General features: G+C 40.2%; 13 protein-coding genes. 10 read left to right on the top strand and 3 right to left on the bottom strand.

Annotated elements, in window-relative coordinates; genetic code table 11:
• Positions 1 to 123 precede the first annotated feature (123 nt).
• The 7 genes from NST59_RS04630 to NST59_RS04660 all read left to right on the top strand — a co-directional run bounded on the left by NST59_RS04630 (position 124) and on the right by NST59_RS04660 (position 7964).
• Positions 124 to 831 (top strand): YrpD family protein, encoded by a 708-nt coding sequence (locus NST59_RS04630; protein ID WP_064498231.1) that lies wholly within the window; start codon positions 124 to 126, stop codon positions 829 to 831.
• Between the two features lie 376 nt (positions 832 to 1207).
• Positions 1208 to 3103 carry a PrkA family serine protein kinase gene (locus tag NST59_RS04635; protein WP_024425326.1) on the top strand — a complete coding sequence of 632 codons (1896 nt, stop codon included), beginning with the start codon at positions 1208 to 1210 and terminating at the stop codon, positions 3101 to 3103.
• Between the two features lie 126 nt (positions 3104 to 3229).
• Positions 3230 to 4393, top strand: a complete 1164-nt coding sequence (gene yhbH, locus NST59_RS04640; RefSeq protein WP_034282299.1) for a sporulation protein YhbH — start codon at positions 3230 to 3232, stop codon at positions 4391 to 4393.
• A gap of 364 nt (positions 4394 to 4757) precedes the next feature.
• Positions 4758 to 5390, top strand: a complete 633-nt coding sequence (locus NST59_RS04645; protein ID WP_039177397.1) for an HlyD family efflux transporter periplasmic adaptor subunit — start codon at positions 4758 to 4760, stop codon at positions 5388 to 5390.
• A 39-nt stretch (positions 5391 to 5429) separates the two neighbouring features.
• Complete coding sequence (locus tag NST59_RS04650; RefSeq protein WP_039177398.1) at positions 5430 to 7049, top strand: DHA2 family efflux MFS transporter permease subunit; 1620 nt, start codon at positions 5430 to 5432, stop codon at positions 7047 to 7049.
• Between the two features lie 17 nt (positions 7050 to 7066).
• Entirely contained in the window at positions 7067 to 7591 is a 525-nt protein-coding gene (locus NST59_RS04655) for an NAD(P)H-dependent oxidoreductase (RefSeq protein ID WP_024425322.1), read from the top strand.
• A 13-nt stretch (positions 7592 to 7604) separates the two neighbouring features.
• Positions 7605 to 7964, top strand: coding sequence for a hypothetical protein (locus NST59_RS04660; protein WP_039177402.1), 360 nt, complete (start codon positions 7605 to 7607; stop codon positions 7962 to 7964).
• A 114-nt stretch (positions 7965 to 8078) separates the two neighbouring features.
• Here NST59_RS04660 and cspB read toward each other — a convergent pair whose 3' ends face one another.
• Positions 8079 to 8279 carry a cold shock-like protein CspB gene (gene cspB / locus NST59_RS04665; protein ID WP_008349061.1) on the bottom strand — a complete coding sequence of 67 codons (201 nt, stop codon included), beginning with the start codon at positions 8277 to 8279 and terminating at the stop codon, positions 8079 to 8081.
• A 211-nt stretch (positions 8280 to 8490) separates the two neighbouring features.
• A complete protein-coding gene (locus tag NST59_RS04670) occupies positions 8491 to 9582 on the bottom strand; it encodes a diguanylate cyclase (protein ID WP_341040275.1) in 1092 nt (363 codons plus the stop codon).
• Between the two features lie 97 nt (positions 9583 to 9679).
• Here NST59_RS04670 and NST59_RS04675 point away from each other — a divergent pair, with 97 nt between their 5' ends.
• On the top strand, positions 9680 to 10060 hold the full coding sequence (locus NST59_RS04675) for a hypothetical protein (protein ID WP_268502440.1): 381 nt from the start codon (positions 9680 to 9682) through the stop codon (positions 10058 to 10060).
• A 34-nt stretch (positions 10061 to 10094) separates the two neighbouring features.
• On the opposite strand, the gene NST59_RS04680 is transcribed toward NST59_RS04675, so the two are convergent.
• Positions 10095 to 10493: a hypothetical protein gene (locus NST59_RS04680; protein ID WP_059375344.1), complete on the bottom strand. Its 399-nt coding sequence runs from the start codon at positions 10491 to 10493 to the stop codon at positions 10095 to 10097.
• Between the two features lie 151 nt (positions 10494 to 10644).
• Here NST59_RS04680 and NST59_RS04685 point away from each other — a divergent pair, with 151 nt between their 5' ends.
• Together NST59_RS04685 and NST59_RS04690 are read left to right on the top strand one after the other, a co-directional pair.
• Positions 10645 to 11151: a YhcN/YlaJ family sporulation lipoprotein gene (locus tag NST59_RS04685; RefSeq protein WP_034282294.1), complete on the top strand. Its 507-nt coding sequence runs from the start codon at positions 10645 to 10647 to the stop codon at positions 11149 to 11151.
• Between the two features lie 156 nt (positions 11152 to 11307).
• Positions 11308 to 12183, top strand: coding sequence for a hypothetical protein (locus NST59_RS04690; protein ID WP_341041002.1), 876 nt, complete (start codon positions 11308 to 11310; stop codon positions 12181 to 12183).
• The last annotated feature ends 8 nt before the right edge of the window (positions 12184 to 12191 follow it).

Raw genomic sequence — 12191 nt, forward strand, 5'->3', positions numbered from 1 at the left:
AGATACAGACAGATGAAAAATATGACTTAATTATACTTTTTTTGACATGTTAAAAAATAGGTAGTATGATAGATTGTGATGACGTTTTCAAAAAATGATGAATCCATTAGGAGGAGTAATGAGATGAAAAAGCTACTGATCACTAGTGCCATCAGCTCAGCAATTTTAATGGGGACGATTCCAGTCAGTATTCCAGGACTCTCTCAGACGCAGGAGATAGAAGCAGCTCAGCTATCAAAAGGGATTGGCGGGCGTACTTATATCAATAGTAACGGATCCATATTGGTCACAAAAATTCAGCTCCCTCCCGCAATGAGTGTGTCAAATGGTACAGCTTATATTTATTCTGGATTCACAGGTTCAAAGGAAGCGGATATTGGGCTTCAATACAGTCCAACCTATAATGTGTGGAAACCTACGATGAAAGTAGGAGCAAATAATCAAGAGACATATATCGAAGGAAAAAATGACTTTACGTATACAAAGGGATTTAAACCTGGAAGTACTGTTCAAATGACGATTTATAAAAATTTGAATGGGCATACAAGAGCGACGTTCTGGGGCACAAATAATGTTGGCTATACCGGCCGCATTATTACAGAAATTCAAAACTCAAACATTGGCGCTGTGACCAAATGGAAACTACTGTCGACGGTAGCAGTAACTGACGATATTTATCGAAAAGACATTCGGGCGAACTTCTCTACTCGTTTTACTGACATCACATTGGATAATCGTGCCGTCACACCTGTGGTGGATATCCAAGACTTTACGAAGGTTCAGGTGTCAGGGAATACAGTGAATATGCAAGTGCTGAAAACAACGAACTAAATGAAAAAAGGATGTTCCGCAAATGGAACATCCTTTTTTTCATTTCCCAGGCTTGCCTTCGTAGCCAGCAGTGAAAATGGATACTAAAAACGTAATGATGACGCCCATCATAATGACCGTTCTCATATAAGCTCCCCCTTATCCCTTTGTTCCGTTCGCTGCCTGTTTCATATGATGTGAAGTTCACCTTGAAAAGCAGGAGAAGAAAATCATTTTTCTCCTATTTTTCCTTTATTATGAAGGGTCTTGCGGATGGTTGTCAATTCAGTTTGCCAATTCGTCATTTTGAAGAACGAAAGCATGTAATAGGACGCCTCCGCATAGATTGTAAAACAGTATCTGATTTCTAGCTTCAATCTTGAAAGAGGAGGTTCATATGGATATTTTAAAGAAAATCGAACAGCACAGAGAAGAAGAGCAGCGTCTCAAATGGGAAGGCACATTCAGCGATTATTTAGACATTATTAAGGAAAATCCACTTGTCGCTCAATCTGCTCATTCTCGCGTTTATCATATGATTAAAGATAGCGGGATTGAAGAGGAGAATGGGGTCAGAACCTACAAATTTTTTGATCAGGAGCTGTTTGGGTTAGAGGAATCACTCGAAAGATTAGTGGAGGAATATTTTCACCCTGCTGCAAAGCGGCTGGATGTCAGGAAGCGTATTTTATTACTGATGGGACCAGTAAGCGGAGGGAAATCGACGCTTGTCACTAGATTGAAAAGAGGACTTGAAGAATATTCACTGACAGATCATGGCGCAGTTTATGCGATCAAAGGCTGCCCTATGCATGAAGATCCGCTTCATCTTATTCCGCAAAATTTGCGGGAGGATTTCTATAGAGAATATGGGATTCGTGTGCAGGGGAATTTGTCGCCTCTGAACATGATGAGACTGGAAGAGGAATATGGCGGCAGAATTGAGGATGTAAGGGTCGAGCGGATCTTTTTCTCAGAGGATAAACGGACCGGCATTGGTACCTTTAGTCCGTCTGATCCGAAATCTCAGGACATTGCCGATTTAACAGGAAGCATCGATTTTTCAACCATTGCCGAATTTGGATCAGAGTCAGATCCCCGTGCGTACCGCTTTGATGGAGAACTCAATAAAGCAAACCGAGGGATGATGGAGTTTCAGGAGATGTTAAAGTGTGACGAGAAATTTCTATGGCACCTCTTGTCATTAACGCAGGAAGGAAATTTTAAGGCAGGAAGATTCGCCTTAATTAGTGCAGATGAATTGATCGTCGCCCATACGAATGAAACCGAGTACCGATCATTTATTTCAAATAAAAAGAATGAGGCTTTGCATTCAAGAATTATTGTGATGCCAATTCCTTATAATTTAAAGGTCACAGAAGAAGAACGCATTTATCATAAAATGATTTCAGAAAGTGATGTCTCAGATGTGCATATTGCCCCGCATACGCTGAAGGTAGCAGCAATGTTCTCCATTTTGACGAGATTGAAAGAGCCGAAGCGTTCTGATATTGATTTGGTGAAAAAAATGCGTCTGTATGACGGAGAAAGTGTCGAAGGCTTCCAGTCAGTCGACATTGATGAGATGAAAAAGGAATTTCATGATGAAGGGATGAGCGGAATTGACCCGCGTTATGTAATCAACCGAATTTCATCTACCATCATTCGTAAGAACATGGAATCGATCAATGCACTGGATGTCCTGCGCTCTTTAAAAGAAGGGCTTGATCAGCATCCATCTATCTCCAGCGAGGACCGGGAGCGTTATTTGAATTTCATCTCAGTCGCGCGAAAAGAGTATGATGATATTGCGAAGAAGGAAGTGCAAAAGGCATTTGTGTATTCCTATGAGGAGTCTGCGAAAACGCTGATGGATAATTACTTAGATAATGTCGAGGCTTATTGCAATAAAAACAAGCTGCGTGATCCGTTAACAGGTGAAGAAATGAATCCTGATGAAAAGCTCATGCGTTCAATTGAGGAGCAGATCGGCATTTCTGAAAACGCCAAAAAAGCATTTAGAGAAGAAATTCTGATTCGTATTTCGGCTTATGCGAGAAAGGGAAAACGCTTTGATTATAATTCGCATGAGAGATTGCGAGAGGCCATTCAGAAGAAGCTGTTTGCCGATCTAAAAGATGTGGTGAAAATTACGACATCGACGAAGACACCGGATGAACAGCAGCTGAAGAAGGTCAACGAAGTAGTAGCTAGATTGATTGATGAGCATGGCTATAATTCAACAAGTGCAAATGAACTTTTAAAATATGTAGGCAGTCTTCTGAATCGTTAATAAATGAAGGAGGCATTATTGGCGCATCAGCACCGGTAATGTCTTTTTTAGAAATGATCGTCAACTTGGATGACGATCAGCATAGGATAAAGGAAGAATTGTGCAAAAATGTGAGGAGGGGGATGGATGTCCCGGCAAGAAAAAAGTCAGTTTATTGTGTCTCAGGAAGACTGGTCCCTCCATCGAAAAGGCTATGACGACCAGCAGCGTCATCAGAAAAAAGTCAAAGAGGCGATTAAAAACAATTTGCCGGATCTTGTCACAGAAGAAAGCATCATCATGTCGAACGGAAAAGATGTTGTGAAAATTCCGATTCGTTCATTAGATGAATATAAAATTCGGTATAACTACGACAAAAATAAACATGTGGGTCAAGGGGATGGAGACAGCGAGGTTGGCGATGTTGTTGCGCGTGACGGCTCAGACAGTAAGCAGGGTCAAGGAAAGGGGCAGGGCGCTGGAGATCAAGCTGGTGAGGATTATTACGAAGCAGAAGTCTCATTAATGGATCTCGAGGAAGCACTGTTTCGTGAACTGGAGCTGCCAAACCTCAAGCAAAAGGAGCTTGACGACATCATTGTCGAACAAATTGAGTTTAACGATATTCGCAAAACCGGGTTAACAGGAAATATCCACAAAAAACGAACGATGCTCTCGGCATTTAAACGAAATGCGATGACAGGGAGTCCTTCCTTTTATCCCATCTACCCGGAGGATATCAAGTATAAAACGTGGAATGAAGTGACCAAACCAGAGTCGAAAGCCGTCGTTTTGGCGATGATGGATACGAGCGGAAGTATGGGTCTTTGGGAAAAATATATGGCGAGAAGTTTTTTCTTTTGGATGACACGTTTCTTACGGACAAAGTATGAGACAGTCGATATTGAATTTATTGCTCACCATACAGAGGCGAAGGTGGTAGACGAAGAACATTTCTTCTCGCGGGGTGAGAGCGGGGGGACCATTTGCTCGTCTGTCTATCGAAAGGCACTAGAGCTCATAGACGAACGATACCCGCCGTCGCGGTATAATATTTATCCTTTTCATTTTTCTGATGGTGACAATTTGACATCAGATAACGCCCGGTGTGTGAAACTTGTTTCTGAGATCATGAAAAAAGCCAATTTATTTTGCTATGGTGAAGTGAATCAATACAACCGGCATTCTACGTTAATGTCAGCATACAAGCATATTCAGGATGAGAAATTTAAGCATTATATTCTGAAGCAAAAATCAGACGTTTTTCTCGCACTAAAAAAATTTTTTCAGCAGGAAGAAGTTCATTCATAACGAGCACATTTGATAAAACCTTTCAGCATAAGGGCTGAAGGGTTTTTTGTGTGGAGAAGGAAGGGATCACCAGAAAAAAAGTAAAACTTTCTCTTTGACATTTCAATTTTCATTTATTAATATTTAATCTTGTTAAATATAAGTTTTTCAAAAAAGATGCCGATCGTCTTTTCTTCTTTTTCTGCTCCTTGCTCATAATTGCACAATAAATATAAATGGGCTGCACACCATGTTTCGGGCGGGGGTAGATCAAGGGAAAAGGACAGATTATTGAGCTTGTTTCATATTCTGTCAGATGATGGGCATTCTAAGTTTGCTAAAGCAGATGACACTATATTTTTATACATGAAAGGAGAAACAAAACATGAACAGAGGGCGTTTATTGCTAACGAACATTATTGGCCTTATTGTAATTCTTGCCATTATTGCCGGAGGTGCTTATTACTACTACGAAAGCACAAACTTTGTCAAAACAGATGAGGCTAAAGTGACAGGTGACATGTATCAAATCACAGCACCAGCAGCTGGACAAATCAAAGGCTGGGATATCAACGAAGGTGACGAAGTGGAAAAAGACAGCACAGTTGCAAAAGTTGAAGGACAAACAAAAACAAACATTAAAGCAGTGGCTGATGGCACATTAGTCAAAAAAGAAATCCAAAACAACCAACAAGTGCAGCCTGGTACAGTTCTTGGTGAAACAATCGATTTAAGCAAGCTTTACATCACAGCAAATATTAAAGAAACAGATATTAAAAACATTGAAAAAGGCGATAAAGTCGACATCGTTGTAGATGGAGATCCTGATACAACATTTGAAGGAACTGTTGAACAAATTGGTTATGCGACAAACTCAACATTCAATATGCTGCCAGCAACAAATTCAAGTGGTAACTATACAAAAGTAACGCAAAAAGTAGCAGTGAAAATTTCTATTAAAAATCCATCAGACAAAGTACTTCCAGGTATGAATGCTTCTGTCAAAATTTCATCTTAATGATGATTGATATCAAAAAATGAAAGGAGGTTGTCTGAGATGGCAAATCAACCTGCAGCGACAAAACAGGGAGCAGGCTCCTTGTCTTTACTGATCATTTTAATGGCCGGTTTGTTCGTAGCGATTTTAAACCAAACGCTTTTGAACGTAGCTATGCCCCATTTAATGACAGAATTTAATGTGAGTGCAACGACGATTCAGTGGCTGACAACAGGCTACATGCTTGTCAACGGTGTGCTGATTCCGTTGTCTGCGTTTTTAATCACACGTTTTGGACAGCGCAGCTTATTCCTAGTGGCCATGATCTCATTTACACTAGGTACATTTATTTGCGGTATTGCGCCAAACTTTTCAACAATGCTCATCGGCCGTTTGATTCAGGCTGTCGGCGGCGGTATCTTACAGCCGCTCGTCATGACAACAATCCTTTTTATTTTCCCTCCGGAAAACAGAGGGAAAGGAATGGGGATTTTCGGTCTTGCGATGATGTTTGCTCCTGCAGTAGGACCAACATTATCTGGTTACATTATTGAACATTATTCTTGGCGTATTATGTTTTACGGACTTGTACCAATCGGTGCGATTGTCATTATCGCGGCTTTCTTTATGTTTAAAAATATTGTAGAGCCTAAAAAAATCAAGCTGGACAGTCTTGGTGCGATTCTTTCAATCGTTGGTTTTGCTTCCCTTCTTTACGGAGTGAGTGAAGCAGGAAGTGATGGTTGGACAGATCCGATCGTCTTATCTACGATTATTATTGGTGCGATTGCGATTATTCTCTTTATTTTCCAACAGTTGAAAGTTGATAATCCGATGCTTGATTTCCGCGTATTTAAATACAGCATTTTCTCATTATCAAGTGTCATTAACATCATTATTACGGTTGCCTTATATACAGGGATGTTCTTACTTCCGATTTATCTGCAAAACCTCGTTGGGTTTACGGCATTGCAATCTGGGCTATTAATGCTTCCAGGGGCACTTGCGATGCTCATTATGTCCCCGATTTCAGGGATCTTGTTTGATAAATTTGGACCTCGTCCGCTTGCGATTGTAGGGATGCTCATTACCGTTGTCACGACATATGAATTTACAAAGCTGACCATTGATACTTCTTATAGTCACATTGTGCTCATGTATGCAGTACGTGCATTTGGTATGTCACTTCTTATGATGCCGGTGATGACAGCAGGGATGAACCAATTACCACAGCACTTAAACAGCCATGGTACAGCGATGTCTAATACATTGAGACAAATTAGCGGTTCCATCGGTACGAGTTTGATCACAACGATTTATACGAATCGGACGACATTCCATTATTCCAATATGGCGGATCAAACAAATACAGCCGACCCGCTCTTTATGAATTCATTCCAGGCGGCTGTATCGAATGTGATGCATCATATGGGCATGACAGCAGAAGCTGCTCAAAAATATGTATCCACCCAGCTCTTTACGAAAGCACAGATCGATTCAAACGTGATGGGTATCAATGATGCTTACATGTGGGTGACATTATTCTGTGCGGCTGGTGTCATTCTCAGCTTGTTCCTGCGAGATGTTCGTAAGGATAAAAAGCGAAAAGAACAGCAGCATAAGAAACAAGAAATATCATTGCTTCCAGCACCTAAGGAAGCAAACCAAGATGCAAGATAAGTGTGGAGGGACCGTACATGAAAATTTATGTTGTATACGATAGTGAAGGTGACCATACAAAAGCACTTGCAGAAGCGATTGCAGCAGGCGCAGGTGAAACAGAGCAAGCTGAAGTATTCATTGATCACGTGAAAGATGCAGACATTCGCAAGCTCGATCAAATGGATGCGATCATTTGGGGCTGCCCTGGTCACTTTGGTACTATTAGTTCTGGGTTAAAGACATGGATTGACCGTCTTGGCTACTTATGGGCAGAAGGAAAACTAATCGATAAAGTCGGTGCTGTTTTCTGTACAACTGCTACAACACACGGCGGTTTAGAAATGACAATGCATAATTTGATTACCCCGATGTTCCACCAAGGAATGCTTGTTGTCGGCCTTCCTGGGAATGTTCCTGAGAATGCTTTATACGGCTCTTACTATGGAGCTGGTGTGACATGTCCGATCGATTCTGATGAATTGATTTCGACTGAAGGCATTGAACTCGGAAAAGCACTAGGAAGACGTGTAGCATCAGTCACTGCATCATTTAAGCGATAAGGAGAGGGTTCTTTTGGCGACGATTATTGTAGCGTTAGTAGCTGCTGTTCTAGTCATTATTGGATTAGTAGCGTTCAATGTCAGACACGCATCGGCCGATAAGGAAGAGATCAAAGAAGATGTCTCCAATCAGCCTGACGTGCCGCATAGCGAGCCAGAAGCTGTGGCGAGACCTGTAGAGCCTGAAGTTGAAAAAAAAGCGTCAGAGCCTTCTCAAACAGATGATGCTGCGTCTGGCGACGATTTCTATAGACAGGCGCTTCAAAAGTTTAAACAGCCAGAACCACCTGTCAAAGAAGAAGAACCAGAAACTAAAATGAATGATGATATGTATCGTTCTGCTTTGCAGAAGCTAAAGCAGAAGGATAAATAAAAAAGAGAACCTCTCATCAGGTTCTCTTTTTTTTATGCAACAAAAAAACCGCCGGCAGAAGCCGGGCGGTTTTCCTTCACTCTATAAAGTGCTAAAAGAGCAGATGCTCTTAAATTACGCTTTGTTAACGTTAGCAGCTTGTGGTCCACGGTTACCTTCAACGATTTCGAAAGAAACTGATTGACCTTCTTCTAAAGTTTTGAAGCCTTCGCCTTGGATAGCAGAGAAGTGAACGAATACATCGTCTTGACCTTCTACTTCGATGAATCCGAAACCTTTTTCAGAGTTGAACCATTTTACTTTACCTTCTAACATGAAATTTCCTCCTAAAGCGATCTTAACGCTTAAATTCACTATTCTTGCTCTTACACAAACTTCAAAGACGAAAACTCTTACAAAACTTTCTTCTTAAAGATGATACGAACAAAAATAATTACCTTTACTTTACCAGTGTTTGCGGGAAAAAACAACTGTTATACGAAAACTTTTTTAAAAATAATTAGCGCTAACAAATTGAGGAAAATGCCTATGTCAAATGGTCTTTTTTTCTCTCTGAAAAGCTCACTTGATTTCGGCCGGACTCCTTCGCTTTATAGAGCTCCTGATCAGCTATAATCGGTAATTGCTTAATGTCTGCACTAGTTCCATGAGAATAAGCACATCCGATTGATACCGTAGTATGAATGGACAGACCGTTTTTTAAATAAATCGGCTGATCTGCTATTTTTTTTCGTAAGCGTTCTGCAATCTGCCATGTTTTTTCAATTGTACAGTTTGGAAGAAGGACAGCGAATTCTTCACCGCCAATCCGCCCAATATAATCAGAGCTTCTTGTGTTTTTAATCAGCCTTGTACCGATTTCTTTTAAAACGATATCTCCCTCATGATGCCCATATTGATCATTAATGGTTTTGAAGTAATCGATGTCTAGGTAAATAAGGGACATTTGATGGATAGGCTGCTTCAACTTCTTAGTAAAAGCATCACTTAATACCTCATCGAACTTTCGTTTATTTAAAACACCTGTTAAAAAGTCATAATGAGCTTGGAATTTATACAAATTTAACAGCTGATATGCTTTTGTTTGATGCTCAATGACATAAAAGTTAAACAATCCAGCAATATATGAGAAAATCCAATAAGTAGAATGCAGTTGAAATGATGTCTCATGCACGACCATGATAAACAGGCTTGTGGCCATCACATTACCAATCGTAAGGGATAACAGCATTTTCACAACATGATTCATATGACGCTCTGCAATCAAAAAAGAAGAGGCTGCGATAAACATCATGGAAAAAATATTGATGGAAGAAGCGATGTTGGCTTCAATTAATAATCGGCCAATGACGACAACAAAGGCTGCAATCATTGTTTGGGCGATGCCTCCATAAAAGGCCGTTAAAATAAGGGGAATATGTCTTAAATCGATGATCGCTGGTCCTGTTTTAATAGAGAAGAACATTAAAAGGACACCGAGTAACCCAGAAAGCATGCCTTTGCATATTTGTCTGAGCAAGGTATCTTCTTTTTTTAGAAAATTCTCTTTAAACACAAGCATAAATAAATAATGGAAAGTAACAAGAATTGTTAAATTAATAAAGAGGTCTCTTAGCAAAATAGAATCACCTTTTTAAAATTACTAAAATTTGTTGCAAAAGAAAAGGGTAAAAAGGATAATTAATAAAAATTTTAATGAAGAGGAATTGAAGAAAATGCGAGGAAAACGCTTTCCAGATCAAACGGACTGGCTTTCTTTTTTTGAAAAAATGCCAGATGCCGGATTTGAAAAAGAAATGCCGGTTGAATATCAAGATTTGACGTTTCGGTTCGAGAATCAGGAGGAGCGATTTGTTGTGGACATGTCGCTTGCTATGCGGGAATTTACCTTAAAGGTCGTTCGAAAAAAGACCGAATCCGTTTTAGGCATATATGATTTTAAAACAGTGCAGCATGTAGAGATAAAAAAAGATCGGAAGGAAGAAAAGGAGCTTTTGCTGATATTAGATCATCATGACGACTTCCTCACAACAATCGAAATCTCATTTTTACCTTCCTTTTGTCTCATGGTCAAAGAACATTTTTCTGGAGAATAAACAGGAGCCTTTCTTTATGAAGGCTCCTGTTTTATTATTTGTGCTCGATGTCATTGATGACTTGCTGGATTGATTCATCATCCATCACATTCATCACATTTTCATCAATGTGAAGAGATTGCGCATAAGACTCTCTTGGCTGATGGGTTCTTGTTGGTGATTGGTGCTGGTTTGTTTGATTTGGCTGGACAGCTGTGAATGCTTGCTTGATCATTTGTCCAACTTCACCTGTTCCTTTTGATTCTTTATGTGAGTGGGACTCATGGCGAGATGAGTTTTGGTGCTGATGGTTTGCGCCTTTCATCATTGAAGACATATTCATTTGTGTCATGCTTTTCAGCCTTCTTCGTAATACCGGGGAGAATAATGCAATGATAGCTGTTGATACTGCGATCATTGCGCCAGTGCTCATACCTTTTCTTTTTTTAAACAAACGAATCCCTCCATTTGGTCGTGATGATTCTTCATCATGTTTAGGATGACCAAACCCAGCTGAATTATGAATTCATTTTACAAAAACAGAGGATGTGTGCATAAAAAGCCGGCTGGATGAAAAACCTATGAGCAAAAGGAGGGAATAATTGATGAATAAGAAATGGATGCTATCTTTACTGCTCGTGCCAACATTAATCACCGCTGGGTGTGGAATGAACAATCAAGGCGATGAGCGTAGAGGAACAATGAAAAGGCAATATGAAAATGTCACATATAAGAATGACAACATGAGACAGGATCAGCCAGATGTTCAAACACCTCAGAAGGTCAAAGTGGCAGATAAGGCGTCAGAACTTGTAGCGAATATGTCTGAAGTGAAAACAGCGAACGTGCTTGTCACTGGAAAAAATGCATTTGTAGCCGTTGTGCTTGAAGGCAATAAAAGCGGTGATGTGACGGACGATCTGAAAAAGAAAATTTCAGACAAAGTCAAATCAACGGATCAACAAATCGACAACGTGTATGTATCTGCTAATCCAGACTTTGTCGATCGTATGCAAGGTTACGGAAAACGTATTAAAAGCGGAGAGCCAATTTCAGGATTCTTCGATGAATTTACTGAAACGGTTAGACGTGTCTTCCCTGAATCAAAATAGCTACGACAAAAGCCGTATGTCATATGCGGCTTTTTTGTTTGGAACCGCACCTCGCGTACCTGACTGCATAAAGTAAAAAATATATCACCTCTTGTTGATCTTTGTTTCTTCATAGAAAGAGAAAGAGGGTGCAGGATGAATTCAGGTGGGGAGCAAATGAAAGCCAAGCCGTCATTGATTCATAAAAAACTTGTAGGCGGAATGATTGCAGCAGGTCTGATTTTTTATGCTTTCACCGCGTACTTGATTTATGTTGCGTTTCAGCTGACAGGACAATATTTAGAGCAGCAGTCTTCTCCTAAAACGATTATAACGGAGGGACTCAATAAGCAAGTCTATGAACATATTCGAATCTACTATGCAGAGGAAGAGGAAGCTTTTGTTGATCTGACAATAGAGGCTTTGAAACAGGCAGAGAAGAGGACAGCGTCAGTGTTTCAATTTGAAGCTGACAGACCTTTAGACGTTATCTATTTTGATGATAAAGAGTCGATCGAACAAATGGCAGGGATCAAGCATATTACCGGATTTTACTCTGATCATGATCAAATGATTGGCTTATATCCAGATAAACGGGAAGCATTATTGAAGAAAGAGACACTGCCTTTATATTTTTTCAATACGTTGTTTATTCATGAGTATGCTCATTTTGTTTTCTATGAAAAGGTCCATTCATATGAAGTGTCTCCAGGCATTTTTCCGCTTTGGTTCCACGAAGGAACAGCAGAATGGACGGCCTATGACGTGTTAAATGCTACGTCTGAACGCTTCGACGTGATTCCTTTTCAATCTCTTCATTCTGATCAAGACTGGCAGAATTCACGGGTGACGTATGAGACAGATGTATATTTACAAAGCTATTATATGATCTATGAGCTGGTGCAGCTTTGCGGACGAGACGTCATACATGAAATCATAGAGGAAACTGCGAAAACGGGCCAATTTGCTAGCGGCTTTGAACAGGCGACGGGGAAGAGGCTCACAGATTTCGAAGATCAGTTTAAAGTCATGTATCAAAGAAAAAACGGCTGACCAAAGAA

Origin of the sequence: Bacillus sp. FSL R5-0439, from assembly GCF_038008805.1 — a bacterium.
Classification (GTDB): Bacteria; Bacillota; Bacilli; order Bacillales; family Bacillaceae; genus Bacillus; species Bacillus safensis.

What these genes read in the sequence shown, in the direction of transcription:
- NST59_RS04630 (WP_064498231.1), top strand. Translation starts at nt 124, where the DNA reads ATGAAAAAGCTACTGATCACTAGTGCCATCAGCTCAGCAATTTTAATG.
- NST59_RS04635 (WP_024425326.1), top strand. Translation starts at nt 1,208, where the DNA reads ATGGATATTTTAAAGAAAATCGAACAGCACAGAGAAGAAGAGCAGCGT.
- yhbH (WP_034282299.1), top strand. Translation starts at nt 3,230, where the DNA reads ATGTCCCGGCAAGAAAAAAGTCAGTTTATTGTGTCTCAGGAAGACTGG.
- NST59_RS04645 (WP_039177397.1), top strand. Translation starts at nt 4,758, where the DNA reads ATGAACAGAGGGCGTTTATTGCTAACGAACATTATTGGCCTTATTGTA.
- NST59_RS04650 (WP_039177398.1), top strand. Translation starts at nt 5,430, where the DNA reads ATGGCAAATCAACCTGCAGCGACAAAACAGGGAGCAGGCTCCTTGTCT.
- NST59_RS04655 (WP_024425322.1), top strand. Translation starts at nt 7,067, where the DNA reads ATGAAAATTTATGTTGTATACGATAGTGAAGGTGACCATACAAAAGCA.
- cspB (WP_008349061.1), bottom strand. Translation starts at nt 8,279, where the DNA reads ATGTTAGAAGGTAAAGTAAAATGGTTCAACTCTGAAAAAGGTTTCGGA.
- NST59_RS04675 (WP_268502440.1), top strand. Translation starts at nt 9,680, where the DNA reads ATGCGAGGAAAACGCTTTCCAGATCAAACGGACTGGCTTTCTTTTTTT.
- NST59_RS04685 (WP_034282294.1), top strand. Translation starts at nt 10,645, where the DNA reads ATGAATAAGAAATGGATGCTATCTTTACTGCTCGTGCCAACATTAATC.
- NST59_RS04690 (WP_341041002.1), top strand. Translation starts at nt 11,308, where the DNA reads ATGAAAGCCAAGCCGTCATTGATTCATAAAAAACTTGTAGGCGGAATG.